19 protein-coding genes are annotated in these 20,787 nt (G+C 56.0%); 10 read left to right on the top strand and 9 right to left on the bottom strand.

Annotation, left to right across the window (positions count from 1 at the left end; genetic code table 11):
• Positions 1-10 precede the first annotated feature (10 nt).
• The 5 genes from C8K61_RS12585 (at position 11) to C8K61_RS12565 (ending at position 7,126) form a co-directional block, all read left to right on the top strand.
• Complete coding sequence (locus C8K61_RS12585) at positions 11-2,233, top strand: McrB family protein (protein ID WP_108096602.1); 2,223 nt, start codon at positions 11-13, stop codon at positions 2,231-2,233.
• On the top strand, positions 2,233-3,354 hold the full coding sequence (gene mcrC / locus C8K61_RS12580; RefSeq protein ID WP_108096601.1) for a 5-methylcytosine-specific restriction endonuclease system specificity protein McrC: 1,122 nt from the start codon (positions 2,233-2,235) through the stop codon (positions 3,352-3,354). The genes C8K61_RS12585 and mcrC overlap by 1 nt, the downstream gene beginning before the upstream one ends.
• A 175-nt stretch (positions 3,355-3,529) precedes the next feature.
• Positions 3,530-4,207, top strand: a complete 678-nt coding sequence (locus C8K61_RS12575; protein ID WP_108096600.1) for a VWA domain-containing protein — start codon at positions 3,530-3,532, stop codon at positions 4,205-4,207.
• Complete coding sequence (locus C8K61_RS12570; RefSeq protein WP_256589417.1) at positions 4,149-4,955, top strand: PP2C family serine/threonine-protein phosphatase; 807 nt, start codon at positions 4,149-4,151, stop codon at positions 4,953-4,955. The genes C8K61_RS12575 and C8K61_RS12570 overlap by 59 nt, the downstream gene beginning before the upstream one ends.
• The gene (locus C8K61_RS12565) at positions 4,952-7,126 is read left to right on the top strand and encodes a helix-hairpin-helix domain-containing protein (protein ID WP_108096598.1); all 2,175 of its coding nucleotides are present in this window, start codon (positions 4,952-4,954) and stop codon (positions 7,124-7,126) included. The genes C8K61_RS12570 and C8K61_RS12565 overlap by 4 nt, the downstream gene beginning before the upstream one ends.
• A gap of 130 nt (positions 7,127-7,256) precedes the next feature.
• On the opposite strand, the gene C8K61_RS12560 is transcribed toward C8K61_RS12565, so the two are convergent.
• Complete coding sequence (locus C8K61_RS12560; RefSeq protein WP_108096597.1) at positions 7,257-7,988, bottom strand: hypothetical protein; 732 nt, start codon at positions 7,986-7,988, stop codon at positions 7,257-7,259.
• 32 nt (positions 7,989-8,020) lie between these two features.
• Positions 8,021-8,374 carry a hypothetical protein gene (locus C8K61_RS12555; protein WP_108096596.1) on the bottom strand — a complete coding sequence of 118 codons (354 nt, stop codon included), beginning with the start codon at positions 8,372-8,374 and terminating at the stop codon, positions 8,021-8,023.
• A gap of 135 nt (positions 8,375-8,509) precedes the next feature.
• Here C8K61_RS12555 and C8K61_RS12550 point away from each other — a divergent pair, with 135 nt between their 5' ends.
• Positions 8,510-8,857, top strand: a complete 348-nt coding sequence (locus C8K61_RS12550; protein ID WP_108096595.1) for a helix-turn-helix domain-containing protein — start codon at positions 8,510-8,512, stop codon at positions 8,855-8,857.
• 15 nt (positions 8,858-8,872) lie between these two features.
• Here C8K61_RS12550 and C8K61_RS12545 read toward each other — a convergent pair whose 3' ends face one another.
• From C8K61_RS12545 to C8K61_RS12515, 7 genes are all read right to left on the bottom strand, one after another.
• Positions 8,873-9,130 (bottom strand): hypothetical protein, encoded by a 258-nt coding sequence (locus C8K61_RS12545; protein WP_256589416.1) that lies wholly within the window; start codon positions 9,128-9,130, stop codon positions 8,873-8,875.
• Positions 9,131-9,252: 122 nt separating this feature from the next.
• Positions 9,253-9,465 (bottom strand): hypothetical protein, encoded by a 213-nt coding sequence (locus tag C8K61_RS12540; protein ID WP_108096593.1) that lies wholly within the window; start codon positions 9,463-9,465, stop codon positions 9,253-9,255.
• Between the two features lie 53 nt (positions 9,466-9,518).
• Complete coding sequence (locus C8K61_RS12535; protein WP_108096592.1) at positions 9,519-10,415, bottom strand: hydrolase or metal-binding protein; 897 nt, start codon at positions 10,413-10,415, stop codon at positions 9,519-9,521.
• A gap of 91 nt (positions 10,416-10,506) precedes the next feature.
• Positions 10,507-11,508: a YqaJ viral recombinase family protein gene (locus C8K61_RS12530; RefSeq protein ID WP_108096591.1), complete on the bottom strand. Its 1,002-nt coding sequence runs from the start codon at positions 11,506-11,508 to the stop codon at positions 10,507-10,509.
• Between the two features lie 78 nt (positions 11,509-11,586).
• Positions 11,587-12,555, bottom strand: a complete 969-nt coding sequence (locus tag C8K61_RS12525; RefSeq protein ID WP_108096590.1) for a DUF932 domain-containing protein — start codon at positions 12,553-12,555, stop codon at positions 11,587-11,589.
• Between the two features lie 94 nt (positions 12,556-12,649).
• The gene (locus tag C8K61_RS12520) at positions 12,650-12,979 is read right to left on the bottom strand and encodes a hypothetical protein (RefSeq protein WP_108096589.1); all 330 of its coding nucleotides are present in this window, start codon (positions 12,977-12,979) and stop codon (positions 12,650-12,652) included.
• A gap of 497 nt (positions 12,980-13,476) precedes the next feature.
• Positions 13,477-14,049 (bottom strand): hypothetical protein, encoded by a 573-nt coding sequence (locus tag C8K61_RS12515; RefSeq protein ID WP_108096588.1) that lies wholly within the window; start codon positions 14,047-14,049, stop codon positions 13,477-13,479.
• A 555-nt stretch (positions 14,050-14,604) separates the two neighbouring features.
• Here C8K61_RS12515 and C8K61_RS12505 point away from each other — a divergent pair.
• Genes C8K61_RS12505 through C8K61_RS12490 form a run of 4 tightly spaced genes read left to right on the top strand, consistent with a single transcriptional unit; the run spans position 14,605 to position 20,643 of the window.
• Positions 14,605-15,615: a YafY family protein gene (locus C8K61_RS12505; protein WP_108096586.1), complete on the top strand. Its 1,011-nt coding sequence runs from the start codon at positions 14,605-14,607 to the stop codon at positions 15,613-15,615.
• A gap of 3 nt (positions 15,616-15,618) precedes the next feature.
• Positions 15,619-15,897, top strand: a complete 279-nt coding sequence (locus C8K61_RS12500) for a hypothetical protein (protein ID WP_108096585.1) — start codon at positions 15,619-15,621, stop codon at positions 15,895-15,897.
• A gap of 13 nt (positions 15,898-15,910) precedes the next feature.
• Positions 15,911-18,940: a DUF726 domain-containing protein gene (locus C8K61_RS12495; protein ID WP_108096584.1), complete on the top strand. Its 3,030-nt coding sequence runs from the start codon at positions 15,911-15,913 to the stop codon at positions 18,938-18,940.
• Positions 18,940-20,643, top strand: coding sequence for a LeoA/HP0731 family dynamin-like GTPase (locus C8K61_RS12490; RefSeq protein ID WP_108096583.1), 1,704 nt, complete (start codon positions 18,940-18,942; stop codon positions 20,641-20,643). Before C8K61_RS12495 ends, C8K61_RS12490 begins: the two co-directional genes overlap by 1 nt.
• Positions 20,644-20,787: the final 144 nt, after the last annotated feature.

The following is a 20,787-nucleotide window of genomic DNA, read 5'->3' as shown; positions in this document are numbered from 1 at the left end:
GAGAGCAGGCATGGACGACAAGAAAAACAGCCCGTCTACCAGTACTACCTGGTTCGTCGGCGCGAGCTACGGCGGCAACGATGACCAGATGCCGCGGTTCCGAGAGAACGGCATCTGGGAGAATGGCTACGACGATAAACTGCTCGACATGGTCCGCGCTATGCAGCCGGGTGAGCGGATCGCCATCAAGGCAGCCTACACGCGAAAGCATGGTCTGCCCTTCGATAATCGGGGGCGTACCGTCTCAGTAATGGGCATCAAGGCGATTGGCACGATCACCGAAAATCTGAATGACGGCAAGCGGGTAAAAGTGGACTGGGCTCAAGCCAAGCCTGTACGCGAGTGGTATTTCTACACTCATCGGGGAACAGTCTGGCGCGTTCAGCCTGGTGACTGGATGAACGATGCGCTGATCGCATTCGCGTTTGACGGTATCCCTCAGGATGTGGATCGCTTTCGCAATGAGCCTTTTTGGCGAGAGCGTTACGGTACGATTTCTTCGGGAAAGCAGCGCTTCGCTTGGACCGATTTCTACGAGGCGGTGGCAGAAAAACTGCTGTCCTACATAGAGGATCGTACTCCACTCATAGAGAGCATCCACGAAATCGCTTCCCGTGTGCCGGGGCTGACCTATCTTCAAGACAAATTTCCCGATGGAACCAGTGGCCCACTTCAGGATATTTGTCCGTTCACTGCGATGGGCACCTTTAACCGCTCCATGACCGATGCCAACCGCAAGAGCATCGCGGTTGAACTTGCCAAGTTTCTGGGTGTGACGGTGCCAGTGCCGCCTTCGTTCGAAGGCATTCCTGTTCTGAACAACCAGCGCTCTTGGTTTTTTTCCTATGCCGACAAGCGTGGCGCTGGTGACATTGATGCCTTGTGGCATGTCTTCGCTGCCGCCAGTAAGTTGGAGGAGAGCGATCAATCGGAAGATAGAGACGCATTCATCCAGGCCTATGATGCTGCTACTCAGGTGTGGGGCGTGGCATGGAATCTTTCAACTGGATTGTACTGGGCGCATCCCTGGGATTTCTTGACTCTTGATAGTCAGTCACGTCACTACATCAATAAGCGGCTTGGATTGAATATCGAGATTACTGCTCAACAAGGTCCCTGCGATGGGCAGGCTTATCTGAAGCTACTCGACAACTTGCGTTCGCGCTTCAGTGAGGACGACTATCCCGTCCACAGTTTCCCGGACCTCTCGCTGGCGTCCTGGATGTACAAAGATCCGGTCGACGAGTCTGTATCTACTGGCGATGGCGGTAGCACCGCCACAGAAGAGCAGCAAGCTGAGGGGGGCGTTCATGAAGCCTTCCAGGTGGCCGCGCCCATCGTCCCTTACTCAGTGGAAGATATTCTCAAGGAGGGCTGCTTCCTTGATCGGGCCGAAATCGATCTTCTGCTCGACCGTCTACGAACCAAGAAAAATCTAATCCTGCAAGGGCCTCCGGGCACCGGTAAGACTTGGCTGGCCAAGCGACTGGCGTTTGCCTTGATGGGGCAGAAGGACGACAGCAAAGTCCGGGCAGTGCAATTCCACCCGAATCTGTCCTACGAAGATTTTGTGCGTGGCTGGCGCCCAACTGGTGAGGGCAAATTGTCCCTTGCTGATGGGGTGTTCATGGAAGCCATCAAGGCTGCTCGAAAGGAGCCGTCATCTAAATTCCTCGTCGTGATCGAGGAGATCAACCGTGGCAATCCTGCCCAGATCTTCGGCGAGTTGCTGACGCTGTTGGAGGCTGGGAAACGCACACCCAGCGAAGCGCTTGAGTTGTGTTACCCGGACGCTGATGGCGTGCGACGACCGGTTCATATTCCTGAGAACCTGTACGTAATCGGTACGATGAACATTGCAGACCGTTCGCTGGCACTGGTGGATTTAGCGCTGCGCCGTCGTTTTGCCTTCGTCGGACTGGAGCCAAGACTGGGCTCGGTTTGGCGACAGTGGGTGGTCAAGTCGTGCGGCATTGATGAAGCACTGGTAACCGAAATCGAACAACGTATTGCCGACCTGAATGAGCGTATCGCGTCAGATGCTCGGCTTGGCAAGCAGTTCCGTATCGGCCACAGCTATGTAACACCGGTACATCGTGTTGAAGCCGGGGATACCAAAAAATGGTTCCGGCAACTAGTGGAAACGGAGATTGGTCCGCTGCTGGAAGAGTATTGGTTCGACGCGCCCGATGAAGCACATAAGGCGACTGCGCAGCTGATACAGGGATGGTAATGACTGCCGTTGCAGAGCAGGTAGAAAACTTACCTATGACCCCTGAGGGGGTCATCGGGCGTATTCCGGTGCGCAGCCTCTGGCTGCTGATGCTCTATGCCTCTGACCTGTTTCGCACCAGCGGCATCGGCAAGGTCGGCTTGGAAGATAGCCCAGACGAGTTACCGGATTTAGTTGCGGAGATTCTTGCTCATGCGGTTGAGGAGCGACAGCGGCGCCGCTTGAGTCTTGGATATCGATCTCGTGACGCGGTGATCAATCGTGTGCGTGGCCGGATCGATGTGCTGGCTACCGAGCGCCACCAATTGATGGAAAGAGGTCTTGTGGCGTGTCGATTCGATGAACTCACCATTAATACTGCACGTAATCGTTTCGTGCGCGCAGCATTGGAGTCTATCTCCAGGATCGTGAGCAGGAAGGATATTGCACATCGGTGTCGTGTACTTGCGGCTGGCATGAAGGCGATGGGGGTATCGGGCGAGGCGCCGCCCCGCGCCCAGATGAGTACCGATCGCTTTAGCCGCAACGATGCGGACGACCGGTTCATGGTGGCGGCCGCAAAGCTGGCATTCGATTTAGTGCTACCTACGGAGGCCTCGGGTACTAATGTTCTCTCCCTGCCAGACCGAGAGGTAACTTGGGTGCGCCGCTTGTTTGAGCAGGCGGTGGGCGGCTTCTACGGGGTTGTGTTGAGCCCGTTCGGCTGGAAGGTGCTGCGCGGCGGCAAGATGAACTGGCAAATAGAGCAGAAGACGGCGGGAATCGACAAGATTCTGCCGACGATGCGGACTGACGTCGTGCTCGACCACCCGACAACCGGGCAGCGGATCGTCATCGATACCAAGTTCACCTCGATTGTTACGAGCGGTTGGTACCGTGAGGAAACTCTGCGCAGCGGATACGTATACCAGATATACGCCTATCTGCGCTCTCAGGTGGGGCGCGGCGATGTTCTTGCCGATCATGCAAGCGGTTTACTGCTTCATCCCGCCATCGGTGCGTCGCTTGACGAGACAGTCGTCATCCAGGGACATGCCATTCGATTCGCCACAGTTGATCTTAGTGCTTCAGCTTCTGAGATTCGTGACCAGCTAATGAGTCTTTGCGCCCCGGCGAACTGAGCGTTGATTCGAAGGTTTTTTTCTGACGCGCCGTTTTTTTGAAGTTCATCTTTCAGCTCGGAAGGAGCACCGCTGACGCTTGCCCTACAGACATTCTGCGAAATTTCGTGAGTTTTTTAAGCTGCGCTATTATCGTGCCATCAGGAAGTTTTCGTTATGGAATGGATGAAGATAAATGGCCGATTACGAGCAGCAACCTTTTGCCGACGCCGAGTTTGCTGAGAACCCAGAGCAGCGTTGCCCTTGCGTCCTCTTGTTGGATACCTCCGGTTCGATGGATGGCGCGCCGATTCAACAACTCAACGAGGCGTTGCAGTTTTTCAAGGATGATTTAAACGCGGATGCGATGGCCGCGAAGCGTGTGGAGTTAGCGGTGGTGACCTTTGGTCCCGTCGCCGTGCGCACCGAGTTCACTACGGTTGATGGTTTTTATCCGGAGGTGTTGGAGGCCAGCGGTACGACCCCTATGGGCGAAGCTGTTGAGCGGGCTCTTGATCTCCTGCGCGAACGTAAAGACCGTTACCGCTCAAACGGCGTCAAATATTATCGCCCATGGGTCTTTCTGATCACCGATGGTGCCCCGACCGATAACTGGGAGGAAGCGCGTCGTCGTATCCATGACGGCGAGGAAAAAAAAGAATTCATGTTTTACGCCGTTGGCGTTGCCGGCGCGGATATGTCCACTCTTTCCAAGCTCGGAGTTCGTCAGCCTTTAAAGCTAAGAGGCCTTGCCTTTCGTGAGCTCTTCGCTTGGCTTTCTAGCTCTTTAAGCGCGGTGTCTCAATCCAATCCAGGTGACGCTGTGCCTCTCGTTAATCCAACTACTCCGGAGGGCTGGGCCGTTGCAGGCTAGTCCCCGCTGGCGCTGGGCGGTCGCCTCACGTATTGGCACTTCGCACGTGCGAATGGGTAAGCGAAAACAAGATGCCTACAGCGTTGCGAGGATCTCCTCGGAAATACTCTGCGCAGTCGTCTCGGACGGTGCGGGTAGTGCGACTTATGGGGGGCAGGGGGCGTCCTTGCTTTGCCGTAACTTGATGTCCAAGTTCCGAGAGTGGTTTGATAGTCATGATGGCCTGCCTGACGACGAGGTCATTCTCTGCTGGCTTGATCTGGTACGAGACCAGCTTTCTGAAGCAGCAGAGCGACGTGGGGTTACACGGCGCCAGTTTGCAGCGACGCTGGTAATGCTGGTGATCTGCAAAAGCCGCGTGCTTGCCCTTCAGGTCGGTGACAGCGCGCTTGTAGCTCGTAAGAACGGACTTTGGGCAGCATTGTGTTGGCCGGAGAATGGCGAGTTCGCATCGACTACATACTTTGTCACGGACGACCCGGAAGTTAGGCTGCATACGTTCCATTTGGATCTCGAGTATGACGCGTTTGCGTTGTTCTCCGATGGCATCGAATCGGTAGCGCTGGAACAAGCAACGCAGCTGCCTTTTGCCCGTTTTTTCGATCCAATGATTAAGCCGGTTGATCAGGCCAAAGGCGAGGGGCGCCTTGTGGAGTTGTCGACTTCGCTCGCAAGCTATTTAGATAGTCCGGCCCTCTGTGAGCGTACGGATGACGATAAAACGCTCATTCTGATTTCCTGCAAATGAATAGCTCATCGGTCCGAGTATCTGGCAAAAGTGAGCTCCTCGACAAAAAGCTAGGCAAGGGCGGCGAGGGGGATGTGTACGCTCTCGCTGGGCGGCCCGACAGGGCGGTCAAGATATACAAAGCTGAGCTTAGGACGTCCCGCGAGAGCAAAGTCCGAGCTATGGTCGAGGGGCGGCTCGCGGAATCGACCGGTCTCGTAGCATTTCCGTTTGATGTGGTTACCGATCCGTCAGGAGTTTTCGCTGGGTTCTCCATGCGTTTGGTCGCGGGATACCGGCCTCTCCACGAGCTTTACAGTCCTAAGTCGCGCAAGATCCATTTCCCCAAAGCGGACTATCGATTTCTTGTTCGCGTCGCGCAAAACGTCGCTCGTGCCGTCGCAACCGTACACCAAGCAGGATGCATTATTGGTGATCTCAACCATTCGGGTGTTTTAGTTGGGCAGGACGCCACCGTTGCGCTAATCGACGCAGACAGTTTCCAATTCAGCTTGAAAGGGCACCTTTATCCTTGCGTTGTTGGTACCGAGGATTTCACTCCTCCTGAGCTTCATGGCATCAGCCTTAGCACCGTAAAACGCACTCAGGCACACGATAACTTCGGGCTAGCTGTCGCTATATTTCAGCTTCTGGTAATGGGTAAGCACCCCTACGCTGGCCGCTTTAATGGCCCAGACCTGAGCTTGGGCCAATCCATCGCGCAGAATCGATTTGCCTTTTCTGTTAAACGACGAGACGAAACGCGCACTACGCCTCCCCCTGGTTCCGTTTTGCTGGAAGACCTCCCCCCTTCGATAGCGAATGCGTTTGAAACAGCGTTTGGTTTGAATGCGGTTTCTCGCCCAGATCCGGCAGCGTGGGTGGGCTTGCTACAGGGATTGGAAGCCAGCTTGCGTAAATGTTCGACCGCGGAAAGTCATTATTTCCCTGGCGCAGCGGGAAGTTGTCTTTGGTGTCGCCTTGCTAGCCAGTCTGGCGTCGAAATGTTCCCGCTTGGGCTCGGTTCGGGATCCATCCCTGCTGTGGGGCCTTTCGACTTGGACCGCATTTGGGCAGTTATTCAGGAAGTGAGGCTCCCTCTGCCAGAGGAGGTCCTTCCAACGTGGAGCGGAAATGTTGGCCCGCCCAGCGCGGCGGTTACGGAAGCGCAGAACAGCGGCTCCGGCCAAGCTGCCCTCGGTGCCCTTGCATTAGTCGGCGCGGTTATCGGCTTTGGATTATTCCCTGTCGCAGCACTTCTGTGGGTGGGCCTTGGCGTCTATGGATTCACCAGGTTTTTTTCCACGTCCAAGTTGGACACATCACCGTTCGTTAAGGCTTATAAAGATGCGGACAGCAGGGTACGCGCGGCGTCTCAGGCGTACCTCCAACGCGTTGGCCTTAAAGAAATGTATGTCCTGCGTGCGGATATGGAGGAGCTTGTTGCGCGGTATCGGCAGGTGGAGGGAGATCTTGCCCAAGCGCTCGTGAAGCTGAAGTCCACGCGGGAGGCTCGCCAGCGAACGGAGTTTCTAGATCGGTTTTTGATTCGGCGCGCAACGATTCCGGGAATTGGACCTGCCAAAACAGCTACCCTGGCTTCTTTCGGTATAGAGACGGCCGCGGACATAACTGCTTCTTCTGTACGATCCGTGCCGGGATTCGGGGATGCATTGACTGGAAAGATGCTCGCATGGCGTCAGAGCCATGAGGCTAAGTTCCGATATAACTCCTCTCCAGACGCATCCGATTTACACGCTGAGAACTCGGTACGTTCCGCATCTGCGACTAAACAGATCGACATCCAGAACAGGCTTCGATCTGGCTTGGCTGCCTTACAATCTGTGGGAGCAAGATTCGCTTCAGCGAAGTCGCTATTGGATCAGCCGTTAATGCAGGCTCTAGCCGAACGAGCAATGGCTCAGCGAGATTGCACGACTTTGGGAATCGCTATACCGACACCAGCGGTGGTGACTATAGATATTCCGAAAAAGACGACTGTTCAACCAAGCCGTTCTTCAACTCAGCCCTCAAGTTCGTCCTCTGTAGGCTCCACCAGATCAACTGCGTCGAATCGCTGTCCCAACTGCGGTGCTTCTATGGTGCGGCGGACCGCTCGCAAAGGAAGAAATGCTGGCAACCAGTTCTGGGGGTGCTCGAAATATCCTGCTTGCAAAGGAACGAGAAGCTGATCGAGCGTAAGTCAGCTTTGCAGAGTTTGGTATTGCCGTTGCCCTAAAATTGTCCTCGGACATTGATGTTAATTGCAAAAAATTCCAAGGCGAGGAACCTACCGGTCCCCCCCTGGTCCTCGAATGCGAATTAAGGGAGCTTTCCCTCGCCGCACCAGCCTTTCCATTCATCAAGCTGCTCACCCACAATTATCGCGTCCTCTCCGACGTCATCGTGGTATGCCGTGATCCAAGCGTTTAAACATTGCTCCGGGTCGGCGCTCTTGGCGGTGGCTTTGGAACTGTGGGCTACTGTGCCTCGATCCCGATTGAACTGCTCCATACCTCCCTTATAAAGCTGGCCAAAAAGAAGCTCTTGTTTCTGCGGAAATACGCCATAGGTCTCGTAGAATTTCCAAAGCTTTTCACCTGCCTGGAAGTAGCTGACAGCCGACTCTCCAAAGCTAGGTCCATGGTCTTTCAAGTAGGCTACTGGCTTGCCGTCGCTGCTGACACCGATGTAGTACCAGAGCGACAGCTTAAACTTGCGCCGCTCCGGGTAGCCTCCAAATTGACGGCCCTGGACCAGGCATTTCCCATTTGCACACGTCCCTTCGATGCTATTTGGGTACCGGATTTCACGATTCTGGGCCTGGCTCCATTCGGTCAATGTGCGTCCGTGGTGAAACCACATGCAGTGCAGCATGAGTTCAGAAGTAGCGTAAGAAATTGGTATCTCCAAGCAGGGAATCGCCTCGGGTAGGCCCTCCGGAGATGACTCGTCTGGGAACTGGGCGCCAGAGGCCGCGTAACTGTCGTTGCCCAGTACCGCTGCCTGCACGTGCAGTGAGAAGAGGGCGAGCACAAGCACCAGATACTTCATGCGTATTAGTCCTTTAATAAGTGAGCGGTGAGCTATTTTTTGTAAGTCACGTTGAGCTGTTTATTTACGTAGTCTTTGAGAATTACGTAGTCGGGATTCAGGGTTGCCAATTGGTGTCCAGCCGTAGCTGCCGCTGCAATTGCCCCAATGGCTAACCCTGCCGGCAGCGACGCGACTCCAATGATTCCGCCTAAGATTCCGCCCTGAGCCATGCTGGCTTTAACGTCGCTCCTGACTCGGCATTTCATTCCAAGGCTTTCGATCTTTGTTTCGATCAGCTTGATGGCCTCCGCAAAATTGCCTCTCAGGCCGACGACTTCAAAAGACGCTCTGCTTTTTAGTAGCTCGCCAATCTGCGATTCGTTTAATCCGGTGACTCTAACCATGTTTCCGTTACTCCCCCGTGGGTGAATCCTGCGATATCAGGTTGGAGTACAACCTATAGAGTTGAGTCTCGGTCTGCGAAGTCCTTCATGTCAACAGGGTGGTGTTCGACCATTCAAGTTGGGCTGGAGGGTGGAATGTCCGATATCAAATCGAGTGAGTTAGCAGCACGGGTAGGGCAGGCAATTGCACGACAGCGCGTTCGTTGTGATCTGAGCCAGGAGCAGGTCGCCGAGAGGCTTGAGATTGGCGGTGAAGCGGTGTCGCGCATTGAGCGTGGGATCGTGATGCCCAACGTCGAGCGTTTGTTACAACTGGCAGCGATCTTTAACTGCGACGCGGCCGATTTGTTGACCGAGGGGAGTTCACGCCCAGAGGATCAGGCGCGCAGGCTTCACCAATTGCTGTCCACGTTAGATGCGGATGACCGCGCACTCGTTATTGATGTGGTGGAGCGCCTTGTCGGTCGGCTTGGGCGCGATTGATCCATCGTTTCATCACTACTGAGGCGCTTGTTCGGACGCCTCAGCATCCGTATTAAACAGAGCCCCGCATCGCAGGCAGATGCAGTCGAACCCGACGAAGTGGTACTTAGTCACATCCTTGGCTGCACGTAGCGCTGCTGGGTAGGTTGGGCTGATAGCTGCCAGGCCGCATAGCAGCGCGCTGTATCCGAGGCCGTCTTGCTCACCCTGTTGCGCACTCTGAGCTACGTTTAGCGCGCCATCGGCGAGACCGACCAGCAGGGCAATACCCATGGCTGCCTCCTGCGTTAGGACGGCTCTGGACTCGCAGATCAAACACTGTCTGAGCATGGTTTATTCTCCTTGATGAGTGAGTGCGGCCAGGCCTTGGCAGGCCGCTTATGACGGTTGGTGAGTCACTGTTGTGACGCGGAGCTAGACGTAGTGGGATTTGAGCGGAGCGTCTGCAGCAGCTTGAGTAGGCGGTTCAAGATCCAACACGCCAGGACTACGGCGATCAGCAACGGCGGAAAACGCAGCATCAACAGAATGCTCAGCACCAGAATTCCAGCCGCAGCCAGTGCGCCGATGAATGTGAATAGGCACAGCAGAAATCGAAACAGGGTCATGACTTTTCTCCGGAAGAGCCTGCTTGGCCGATAGACTCAGCCAGGAGGAGTACTCAGTTGGCTGATGCAGCGAGCACTTCCAGCTTGCTCGCGAGCGAATTGATAGCCGGGCGCAGCACTTCACCCTGGGCCTTGGCAGTAGTGGTTTCCGCACTCGAATAGAACTCTTCGATCACAGCACCGGCATCCTCTTCGCTGTCCTCGAACGCACCGTTGCCAAAGCCACGTCGTGCGGCCTCGTCCAGTGCAATCTGGTCGAAACCTGCCTTCTGCCGTTGAGCTTCTAGCTCATTAGCAGCTTGCAGTACGTCAGTCATGTCCATGCCGGTACGCACAGTGAGATCGACGTAGAAGATCGGTGTGCCATGGCTCTGTCGTGTCGACTTGCCACGCAGGCGCAGTTCCAACGGCAGGCAAGCCAGCCGATTGCCAGAAATTGCCTGGAAGTAATGCAGGCGTGCAGCAAGGGTGCGGATGCTGTTGAAACCGGTGGTGCGGAACACAAAGCTGCCGAGCGGATCGTCATCGCCAATCAGCACATTCAGTCGGCCGTAAGGCTTACAGGCACCTCCCTTAGCCAGCGGGCATCCATCCGGCGAAGGGCAGGGCAGTGACTGCATACCTTCCTGGGTAACTCGTTTGCAGGTCTCGCCGTTACCCACGCAGAGGGGGCGTCCGGACTGACGATCAAACAGCGTGTAGTCAGCGCGAAAGTTCAGCTCCGGTTCATTGAACAGCAGGCGCACCGGGATGCTGCGTAGTTTGTCCTCCTGGTTTTTACGCAGCTCATCATTGAGTGGGTGCAGAAGCCAGCCATCCTTGCCTTGCACCTGTGAAGTGATAGTGAATTGGTCATCCTTCTCCGGCAGGCGTTTGCCGTTTTTCTCGATGACTTTACCGATGGATATACGACCGAGTACCGGCGGGGTAATAGCCAGACCTTTGAGCATGGTGGTTCTCCAATAAACGAAAATAGGCCAGCCATACAGTGCTAGCTGCATGGACTGACCAAGGGGGATGAAGTGGTTGGGCGGGGCTGGATTAGCCGAGCAGAAAGCGCCGACTGCCTTCCTTGAGCTTGGTGTAGCGAACCTGCAGGTAGGGCTTCTCCTTCAACATGCGTTCAACATCGAGCACGTTGCTGTTCTTGGATTTCTTCCAGCTGATAAAGCCGTGGCTGAACTGCGCGCGGGTAGCATCGCCCATGGCCTGTTGCAGCATCTGTTTGAGCTGGACTTCGCGGGTTTCCTTCTCGCTGATGGATTTGCGCACCGCCTTAAGCTCAAGGTACACCGCAGCTAGACCGGCACGGCCGCTGAAGTCGACGGTCTGGCCGTTGTCTTCTGGATAGAGCGCGCGCAGAGCTATTTCAGCCGAGGCTGAGCCATCGGCAGGCGGTGGCGTGTCGGTCTCAACGTAGTGCCAGAACTTACGCTCCAGTTCGATCAGCCGAGCGATCATCTGCTCGTCACGTTCGATACGGTGGATCTCCAGTGTCTGGCCGCCCAGCAGTACTGCCACATCCGCCGCTTGCTTGCCGGTGACTGCAAGCTGATGCATCACCTGCAATTGCACATACTCAGGTACGCCTTCTTCCCAGAGGCGTGCGCCGTTTATGCCGGCTGTCTTGCATTCGAGGATTTGCACGTCGTCGGCACCAATGACCTCGCGGTCGATGTTGGCCAGCATCCAGGGCAGTTCAGGGTCAGGGTGTTGCAGCACGGCGTTGATGCGCCGGACCCTGTTCTTCGTGCGTTTGCTATAGTGCCAGGCTACGACTGGCTCCAGCACATTGCCCCAGTACATCGGGCTTTCTTCATCGTGCGGATCGGTCTTCGGTAACGTGGTGTCACGACCGGTTTTCTCCATCCATAACTCCAGCTGCGACTTGTAGGGATTTAGGCCCACTGCAGCACCAGCATCCGAACTGCCAATACCCTGCTTGCGCACAGCCAACCATTCTTCACGCGGTAGTTCCTTAGTACTGATCAAGCGCAACGCCGGGCGCGGCTTGCTGGTGCTGCTCAACGGAGTAGCTGTCATAGAGTTCACCTTGCGGGAATAGAAACGCCCGATCAGCAACCAGGCTGATCGGGCGTTATGGGGTGGGTAAGTAAGCGGTCATGCGACCAGTTGTAGAGCGGTGTCCAGGGCTCGTTGTTTGATCTGCGCGCCCTGGCCGAACCAGGCCGAGTCCATGCGGTACTCGGTGCTGCGCGCCCGGCGTTCGTGATCGACAAACTCGGTCACGGAGTTGAGCAGGCCCCAGGCGGTGCCGCGTGCTGAGTCGAGCTGACTGCCACGACCACGACCCTCGTACAGCTCCTGGACCTTGCGCAGGGCGCGCTCGTTGGGCAGCACCTCCGGCAGTGCACCGGTTGGATTGGTTTCGCACAGCACATTCATAAAGAAGCCCAGCGCCTCGTGCCACTGCACCTTGCGCTCGGCCAGCGCACGAATGCGGTACATAAAGTCGTCCCATTGCGAGACGGCTATGCCGAGCTGTTTCTTCACTGCATTTGGATCGAAGCGGGTGTTGTGCGGCACCTTGATCGCGCGGCTGGTGCCATCCAGAGCAATGGTCAGGGTGTTGTTGCACACCACGCGTACGGTGGTGGGTGTTGCTGTGGTGGCCAGGGTTCCGTCGCAGGATGTGGCCAGCAGCAGGTACCCGTTCACCTGGTCGTTACCCTTGATCGCAGCACCTTGACCTGTACGCGCTAGCGCCCAGAACCTCCGACCGCCCTTGAGCACGCCAGCCGTTTCCAGCTCGTAGCCGGAGACCTCGGTGAGATCCCGGTAGAACTCCAGCACCTCACGCGGTTGCACGGTGTGGTAGCGGTTGGAAACCACCGACAGCGGTGCCTTAGTGTCCGAACGGAACAGCACCTTTTGTTCGGGAAACGAGTGGATAGCGCCCAGCGGGCCGATACTGTCCGATTTGAAATGCACAGGGCTTTGCTGAATCTGCCAGTCCATGCCGGCTTCACGTTGCCAGACATCTATGGGTTGTTTCTGGGTGAGTTGATTACCCAGGCCGTGCCATGGAGCGGCTCCAGCGTAGGCCATTGTTTCGATGAGGTGTGCCATGGTTAAAATTCCTTTGGGAGCAGGCCGGCATAAACGCCGCGCACAGCGCAGCGCCGTCCGAACGAAATGAATGGAGATAGATGGAGTGGACAGGTCAGACCGGCAGGTTGAAGCGGTGACCGCAGAGCAGGCAGAGGTTGTGGGCCAATACGTGACGGTCCAGCGTATCGCCTAGCTGCGCGCCGAGGGCACAACCCCCAACACCTCCGGCCAAGCCACCAAGGATTGCACCTGAGACGTAGCCAAGTGTTATGCCGAAAGGTCCGGCAATAGTGCCAATTAGGGCGCCAGCCCGACCACCAGTAAGTGCAGCGCTGACACCACGCGCAACACCGCCTGCAGTGCCTATGGCCGCGCCAACTTTCATGGCTTGATGGAATGAAGCAACTTTAGGGGAGTGACAGCGAGGGCAGTGCAATGACATGGGGTGAACCTTCTTGTTGGTAATGTCACTGCAGTTATGTAGGGCTGAGATTTTTTTGAGTCGATTGTTGGCAAGTGTTTTAACTGTTAGAAAGGTCACCGCACCGCTCACGCCGCCACATTTCAAAACAACCAGGCAGGCTTTATAGGTGTCGGGTTCGCTGCGCTTGGCCAACGCTGTCAATAGACGATCACGCAGCAGAGTGAGAGAGATACGCGTGCTCGCCGAGTCGCCAGAGTGCACAGGTTAGCCGGTTTGCAGATCGGTCTAACTGGTGGCCCATCGGTATTGGGCCTGCGCGCTTTCAATGCCCACTACCTGCTGGTTCATCCGCCATTAAAGTAGTCGCTGGCGCTGAAACGCAAATGCACGGACAAGGTGTACAGGTGGGTGCAAAGCCAGGCGACAAACGCCGCTACATCGGGTTGGGTGCAAGCAAGCGTCGATTTGCGAATACAGACTCCCCACCGTTAGCGGGTGGGGGGAGACTTAAACGGTCAGTATTGGACGGTCAGTGCTGCCCAGTGCGCGGTCGGGTGATTGCCCAGGCTTCCCAGCTTCACGGCAATAGGCTTGGACGTTTCACAGTAGTCCCGCACCTTGTCCATCTGCTCGGCCCAATCTTCTGCGGTAAAGCCGATGCCCACGGCAATAGTACTACCGGTGGCCACTTGCTCGTATGTTCCGGTCAGTCGCGACATGTACCACAGGTCGTGCGCGGCACTTAGCAACACCTTGCCTTTGTTGCTGTTGAAGAAGGGCGCTTTGAGCTCGATAAAGTGGAAGCCGCTTTCGTTGTTGCGCACCCACAAATCGCACTGCTTAGTCTCGCGGTCTATGCCGGCGTGGCGTTGGTCGAGGGCGACTTTGTACTCAAGGCCTACATCGGCATCAGAAGTAGCAGCGCGCAACTTGCGATTTTTAATAAGCCAGAAATAGAACTCCAGTTTGAGCCAGCCTTCGAATCCGTTATTCAACGCGGCGATATATTCGATCAGCTCCTCGCGTTCGGTACTCAGCGAGGCAATAAAGGCTTCAAACTCGACAGCAACATCCTTGATTCCAGGCATCTCTCATTCCTTCGATAGGGCGGCGGCGGCGCAAAGGCGCGCCTTTGACAAGAGCGCGAGGCGTAACCGCGTTACGCGACACAGCTTGACGCTCCGGTGCGATAGCTTAATCACACCTTATGACTGTGAGCGAATTTAATGCCTCGACCTCCTCGTCCTTTCACCTTTTCCTGCATCTGCTGCTCTTGGAGAAAAACCACCATTCCACTCAGTGATGCGCTGGCACTGGGTCGCGATTGGTTCGCAGAGTGTCCGCAATGCGCCAGCGCGTTGCAGCAACGTACAGCGACCCAAGTAGAGGTGCTCAAAGCGCGGCTGGAGCAGTTCTTTCTTGCTCCTTGAAGGTCGCAAACGCGCGAGTGAAAGCAATGTGGTTTGGGGTAACTCTTCCCAAATCAATTCGGACGACACATCTGACGGGAAGTTAAGGCAGGCTATGCCGCACGGGCTTCCTGCTGTCCAGCTATGGCAATGAGCTATCAGGTAAGTTATGGTCGCCAAAGAAATGGCGACGTGAAATCGCCTATTCCCTTTCTCTTGAACAAGGAAGTTGTGATGTCCGAAGCGAAGGATACGCTGCTCAGGCAGCTCGCCTTGCTACGACTTATCCCCCGAGATCCGCAGCGCCGTGCCACCACCACGCTGCTGGAAAAACTGCGCGAGGAAGGCTTCTCGGTGAGTCTGCGTACGCTGCAGCGCGATCTGGAAAATCTCTCCGGGCCCTTCACCCTTGATTGCGATACGCGCGAAATTCCGTACCGCTGGAGCTTTCCGCGCAACGCGCCGTTCGACCTGGCTGCCATGGACACGCCCACCGCGCTGGCGCTGTTCCTCGCCGAAAATCACCTCAAATCACTGCTGCCGCAAATCGTGCTGGATCAACTCAGCCCGCAATTCAATCGGGCCAGAAACCACCTCGAAGGGTTGCACCACAATGAGCTGGCGCATTGGGGCCGACGCGTGCGTGCGATGCCCAACGGCAAAGTATTGCTGCCCGCCGAAATTCGCCCCGAGGTCTGGCGTGAAATCTCGACTGCTTTGCTTGAGCGTCGGCAGTTACAGGTGAGCTACCTAAGCCGCAGCAAGGCCGAGCACAAGACCTTCACCTTGCACCCAGGTGGCTTGGTGTCGCGGCACTCGGTTAGTTACCTGATTGGCACCGTGGACGGCTACGCCGATGCGCGGCAGTTCGCGCTGCACCGGATTGTGCGCGCAGAAATGTTGAGTGACACGGTGCTGGAAACCGAGCCGCTGGATGTCGACCGCTATATCCACAACGGTGGTTTTAACAGCCCTGGTCCGATCGAAGAAGCCGAGCTGGTCGCCGACGTTAGTGCGCCGATCGCCTGGCTGCTCAGCGAAACCCCGCTTAGTCATGACCAACACTTGGAACCACTGCCCGGCAGCGACTGGCAACGCTTGCGCGCCCGTGTGCCGATGGACCAGGAAACGCTGTGGTGGGTATTTGGGCTGGGCGAAAAAATACGGGTACATGCGCCGCTGGGCTGGGCGGATGAAATTGCGCACCGCGCCAAAGCAGTGAGTGCGTTGTATGAAACGAGGTGATTGATGGGCGTGTTAGTGGGCGTGGTGGTGTTTTTTATTGTGCTTGCCGTGCTGGCGAGCCTCATTGAGCGGGGCGCCGCTTCGCGGATGCTGCGCCCTTATATAGGCCTGCTGCTGATTGCCGCCGTGATCGCGGGGATGGGCGTACTCCTGGGCTTTTTGTCCCACGATGTGCAGGGCATTTTCTTTCTGGTGGCCAAAGTGGTGGCGGTGTTGGTCGGGGTAGCGCTGTGCGTGCACCTGATCGTGGTTATCGCCAAGCGTTGGTTGAAGTGGCAATAAGTACAGGTGAGTCATGAGCCGACAATTTACTTTCACCAACCTGCAAAGCGCGCAGGACCGGTCGAATGAAGCGAACATCTTTATCCATGGTTATAGCGCTGGTCACACCGAAGAAGACCGCAAGACGTTGATATCCAGTATTCCCGAATCTCTTCAGCACCATACGAATATTTTCGCCTTCTGGCCTTCCAGTCACTTCACTCGTTTCTCTACCAATTCCGTCAGCGCGTTAAATCATTCCGCCCGCACCTCCTTGTTATTAGGCGCTGCCACTTTCCTTGGAGATCGTGCGTTGCACTTTCGCGCTATCCGCACACGCGCTGAAGAGATGGGCGAGGCGTTGTTCGACGAGTTGGACAAGCACCTGCGCCTGCATCACCAGCACATCGATACGGTCAACCTGATCGGTCATTCGCTCGGTGGCCGACTGGTGGTTAGCAGCTTGAAAAAACGTGCTTGCGCCGCGAGTCATCGCCTCACCGTCAATGACGTGCTGCTGATGGCGGCCGCGGTCGAAGTGGCCGATGGTGATGTACAACTGATCCGTAAAGCCGTAACCGGTCGGTTAATTAATGCCTATTCGACATCGGATTGGACCCTGCTGATGAATGCGGGCGAGAGCTGCTTGGGGCGCAATCCGGCCGAGCACTTCGAGAACATCAGAATTACCGACTTTGGTCATGGCGACTACTGGAAAAAACTGCGCGAGGTGTTGACTCATGTGCAGTTCAAAACTACTGCGCCAGAGCCGGAACCCGACGTTGAGGAGCAGGTGTTCACTGCGCCCGAGTCCACAGCGCCACCGGTACAGGAAATAGTCCCCATGCCCCTTGAATTGAAAACGCCAGCCGACATTTACCAGCGGGTTAAGGATGAGCTCACGCGTATTGCAGAGTCGGTGCAAGCGCCCTCGACCGATGCCAAGTTAAATAAAGGACTGGAGGAGGCGCGCGAGGTATTGAGTAAACAGCAGGAAACCTTGCAGACGCTGCTCGATGCATTGGAAAAAAATGCCGAGTGGCAAACGTTCACCATTGCGGTGTATGGCGAAACTGGTGCGGGCAAGTCGACCCTGATTGAAACACTGCGAATTCTGCTGAAAGAACCGACCAAGGTCGATCACCAGCAGGCATTCCGTACGCTGCAAAGCCAATACCTGCTCAGTGAAGCGAATCTGCAAAGCCTGCAGCAGACCATGGAGCAGACTGATGCCCAGCTCGCCGAACTGGCGCAACAACTCCATGCCACCACCGAGCACCATGATCAACTGCACAGCGATGCGCTGAACGCCGTAGTCGGCTTGCGTGCCCTGATTGCCGAACGCAAGGAAACCGCCACCCTGTGGCAGAAGCTGATCCGCCTGTTCAAACCATTGCCCGAGCTGGCGCAACTGGCACTCGCTGAACAACAACTGCCGGTCATAGTGGCCGCACGTGAGAGTGCCGTCGAACCACTGCGTGCCCAACACGGCGAGATTGAGGTTGGTAAGCACGAGTTAACCCAGCAGCTCACGCAACTAACTCAAGAAAGCCAAGGCCACCTGAAAATGCTGGACGCGCAAGCCGATGGCAAAATCATTGGCGATGGTCGAGCCGATTTCACCCGCCATACCCAACGCTATGACATGACGTTGAACGGTCAGTCCTTCGCCTTGTTGGATGTGCCAGGCATTGAGGGCAACGAAGGGTTGGTGGTCAGCCAGATCGATAAAGCCGTGCAAACCGCTCACGCCGTCCTGTACGTCACCAACCAGGCCGCGCCGCCCCAGACCGGCGACGAACACCACAAAGGCACCCTGGAAAAAATCAAGGATCACCTCGGAGCACAAACCGAGGTCTGGACGATCTTCAACAAGAAAATCACCAACCCTAAACACTCGCTGGCTGACCGCAAGTTGGTCTCCGATGACGAAATTGCGGGCCTGCAAGGGCTGAACGAGAAGATGCGCGAGCAGTTGGGCGAGCACTACCGTGACGTAGTCTCGCTCTCGGCGTTGCCGGCGTTTCTGGCATCCACCGATCACTTTGCCCCGAACTCGGATAACGCGTCTCGGCGCAGCCGAATGCTTGCCACCTTCGATGCTGAAGAGCTACTGGAGAAAACCCAGTTGCGCGCGTTTTTGTACCTGCTCAATAGCAAGGTGCTAGACGGCAGTGAGGGCAAAATCACCCGCGCTAACTTCCACAAAGCTAAGGATGCATTGGACCAGACAATTGCTGTCCTGGATGGGCTAAAAGACAACGTCAGCAACTTGTTGGAGGACCTTAGCCTGGCTGGCAAAAGTGCCAAGGTGCAGTTGACGGGCAGCTTTAAGTCCCTGAAAAAACGCCTGGAGGCTTCGGGTGGAACCGAGATCGAACTGTTCTTAAGCAAGTTGCGAGATGCGATGTATAAGCGCATCGATGCCGGAATTGGCAACGATGAGCTCCAGCAAGCGTTTATTAACACTGTCGAATTGCAGGAGAAGAAGCTGAGCACTCGGATATCGGCGGCCATCGCACCCGAAATCGAGCGCTTTCAGAACGACGCCAAGGACATTCTCTCCAGCTTTGAAGCACAGGCCCGCGAGCTGACCAGCCTCTACGCCACGCTTGGCAACACCAAACTGGCGGGCAAGTTTGATCTGAAGATCAACATTGAAAGCGGGATCAAAGTCGCCCCTTTGCTAATGGGGCTGGCAGGGACCATTGCCGGAGTGGTTTTCTCCGGCGGGGCTAGCTTGCTCCTCCTGGCCCCCGCCCTCGCCGGGCTGGCGCTTTCCGCCCTCAAGGCTGTACGTGGCTGGATAGATTCCGACTACAAAAAAGCCCAGCAGCGCGCGGCCATTGAAACCAACCTGAGGCAAGGCGAAGACCAATTGTCTTCGGCGTTCCGCGACGGCCTGAAAACCGCTTTTGCGGACATGCAGAAAAAAATCCGCTTGCTGGAGCAGGCCATTGACGCTCCGATCAAACAGACCTCCGACCTGGTCCAGTTGCTGAGCCAATCAACTGAACAGTTGAAGCTCCTTTCCCGCCAAATCGATAACGCAGGAACTCTGTAATGGAACATACCCTCGATACCTTCAAGGCCCACCAAGCGCGCTCGGTCGAGCTGCTCGGCAAACTGCTCAAGTTCCTCGATCAAGGTGAAGCCGCCGGTGTGCCAGTGGACCCGGCGTTAAAAGGCAAACTGCAAACCGCCATCGACAGTGTGGCTGGCGAAAAACTTAAAGTGGTGTTGATTGGTGGTTTCTCCGAAGGAAAAACCTCTATCGCTGCGGCCTGGATGGAAAGGCTGGATAAATCCAGCATGAAAATCAGCCATCAGGAATCATCCAACGAGGTGAAGGTGTACGAGGTTGGCGACGACTTTGTTCTGATCGACACCCCCGGTCTGTTTGGCTTCAAAGAGCAGATAAACGCCGAAACCAACGCGATCGAGAAGTACAAAGACACCACCAAGAAGTACGTGAGCGAAGCCCATCTGGTGCTGTACGTCATGAACTCCACCAACCCGATCAAAGCCAGCCATCAGGATGACTTGGTGTGGTTGTTCCGAACTCTGGACCTGCTGCCTCGCACGGTGTTTGTGCTCAGTCGTTTCGATGAGGTGGCCGACGTCGAGGACGAACAGGACTATCAGACCAACTTGACGGTAAAACGCACCAACGTCACCGGCCGCTTACGCGAACTGGTCGACCTGAGTGAGGACGAAGTGGCGCAATTGTCGATTGTTGCAGTGGCCGCCAATCCGTTTGACCTGGGCTTTGAGCATTGGCTGGCGAACCTCGGCCAATTCAAGGCGTTGTCGCATATCGCCAGCCTTCAAACGGCCACCTCCAGCAAGATCCAAAACAACGGAGGTAGCGCTGGATTGGCCGGCGAAATGCACAACAGCGTGATTCGCGATGTGCTGAATAAACAGCTGCCGGTGGCCATCGAGAACGACCAGAAAATCGCCCAGGAAGTCAGCAAGCTCAGCGAGCTGAAACGCCGCTCGCAAGGTCAGTTGGAGGCGGCCGAGGGCCAGATTGAAGAGGTGCGCAGAACCCTAAGCGACTTTGTGACGCGTTACTTCGCCGGCCTGATCTTGCAAGCCAAAGGCAGCAGCCTGGAGACGTTCAGCGAATTTTTTGAGCGCGAGATTGGCGCCGAGGGAATTGTGCTGGCGACACGTTTACAGAATGAATTCAGCCGCCAAACCGAGTCCATCAGCTTGGACATGGCCAAGATGCAACTTGGCTTCGACACCGAAATCAATCACTTCAACACCAATATCCGGGCGTTGGGCAAGCAGGGCGTTAACCACCTGCTTAAAGGCAACATTATCAACAACACTACCGTGCTGGCCGCACGAGACACCCTGGTGAGCGCCGGCAAGCTGGTGGGCATGGAACTGGGGTCGCTGCTGAAGTTCAAGCCGTGGGGCGCGGTGAATCTGGCCAAAGGCGCTAACGGTGCTTTGGCAGTCGTCGGTGTTGCCATCGAGGTCTGGGACAGCTGGGAGCAATACAAACGCGAAGAGGCTTTCCGTAACTCCATCGTGAAAATAGTTGAAGACTTCGAGAAGCAGCGCAAAGAGTTGCTTGGCTTGCTCAACGCCGAGCAATTTAAAGAGCAATTCTTCGGCAAATACCTGGAGTTGAAAAACAGCGTCAGCATGCTTGATGAGAGCCTCAACGACAGCCATGAACGTCAGCAGCGCTTCCAAGCCTGGCGTGCAGAAGCAGAAGCGATTGAAGGGGATTTCAAGTCGTTGAGCTAAAAAGGTAGCGCCCGGCCTGGCGCGTTGGCTAGGCAGTTATCAGTGGTGAAAAGCCCGGAACGCTTCCGCCTTCGGGTTTTTATGTCCTTTATCTGGCGACCACCGCCTACCAGTCAGTATTCATGAGTTGAGAGTTGTCGCGCA

The organism is Pseudomonas sp. GV071, assembly GCF_003050835.1.
In the GTDB taxonomy this organism is placed as follows: Bacteria; Pseudomonadota; Gammaproteobacteria; order Pseudomonadales; family Pseudomonadaceae; genus Aquipseudomonas.
This window is presented reverse-complemented; position numbering and strand designations above follow the sequence as displayed.

What these genes read in the sequence shown, in the direction of transcription:
- C8K61_RS12560 (WP_108096597.1), bottom strand. Translation starts at nt 7,988, where the DNA reads ATGAAGTATCTGGTGCTTGTGCTCGCCCTCTTCTCACTGCACGTGCAG.
- C8K61_RS12495 (WP_108096584.1), top strand. Translation starts at nt 15,911, where the DNA reads ATGAGCCGACAATTTACTTTCACCAACCTGCAAAGCGCGCAGGACCGG.
- C8K61_RS12545 (WP_256589416.1), bottom strand. Translation starts at nt 9,130, where the DNA reads ATGGGTATTGCCCTGCTGGTCGGTCTCGCCGATGGCGCGCTAAACGTA.
- C8K61_RS12585 (WP_108096602.1), top strand. Translation starts at nt 11, where the DNA reads ATGGACGACAAGAAAAACAGCCCGTCTACCAGTACTACCTGGTTCGTC.
- C8K61_RS12540 (WP_108096593.1), bottom strand. Translation starts at nt 9,465, where the DNA reads ATGACCCTGTTTCGATTTCTGCTGTGCCTATTCACATTCATCGGCGCA.
- C8K61_RS12490 (WP_108096583.1), top strand. Translation starts at nt 18,940, where the DNA reads ATGGAACATACCCTCGATACCTTCAAGGCCCACCAAGCGCGCTCGGTC.
- C8K61_RS12550 (WP_108096595.1), top strand. Translation starts at nt 8,510, where the DNA reads ATGTCCGATATCAAATCGAGTGAGTTAGCAGCACGGGTAGGGCAGGCA.
- C8K61_RS12520 (WP_108096589.1), bottom strand. Translation starts at nt 12,979, where the DNA reads ATGTCATTGCACTGCCCTCGCTGTCACTCCCCTAAAGTTGCTTCATTC.
- C8K61_RS12500 (WP_108096585.1), top strand. Translation starts at nt 15,619, where the DNA reads ATGGGCGTGTTAGTGGGCGTGGTGGTGTTTTTTATTGTGCTTGCCGTG.
- C8K61_RS12565 (WP_108096598.1), top strand. Translation starts at nt 4,952, where the DNA reads ATGAATAGCTCATCGGTCCGAGTATCTGGCAAAAGTGAGCTCCTCGAC.
- mcrC (WP_108096601.1), top strand. Translation starts at nt 2,233, where the DNA reads ATGACTGCCGTTGCAGAGCAGGTAGAAAACTTACCTATGACCCCTGAG.
- C8K61_RS12525 (WP_108096590.1), bottom strand. Translation starts at nt 12,555, where the DNA reads ATGGCACACCTCATCGAAACAATGGCCTACGCTGGAGCCGCTCCATGG.
- C8K61_RS12575 (WP_108096600.1), top strand. Translation starts at nt 3,530, where the DNA reads ATGGCCGATTACGAGCAGCAACCTTTTGCCGACGCCGAGTTTGCTGAG.
- C8K61_RS12530 (WP_108096591.1), bottom strand. Translation starts at nt 11,508, where the DNA reads ATGACAGCTACTCCGTTGAGCAGCACCAGCAAGCCGCGCCCGGCGTTG.
- C8K61_RS12505 (WP_108096586.1), top strand. Translation starts at nt 14,605, where the DNA reads ATGTCCGAAGCGAAGGATACGCTGCTCAGGCAGCTCGCCTTGCTACGA.
- C8K61_RS12515 (WP_108096588.1), bottom strand. Translation starts at nt 14,049, where the DNA reads ATGCCTGGAATCAAGGATGTTGCTGTCGAGTTTGAAGCCTTTATTGCC.
- C8K61_RS12555 (WP_108096596.1), bottom strand. Translation starts at nt 8,374, where the DNA reads ATGGTTAGAGTCACCGGATTAAACGAATCGCAGATTGGCGAGCTACTA.
- C8K61_RS12535 (WP_108096592.1), bottom strand. Translation starts at nt 10,415, where the DNA reads ATGCTCAAAGGTCTGGCTATTACCCCGCCGGTACTCGGTCGTATATCC.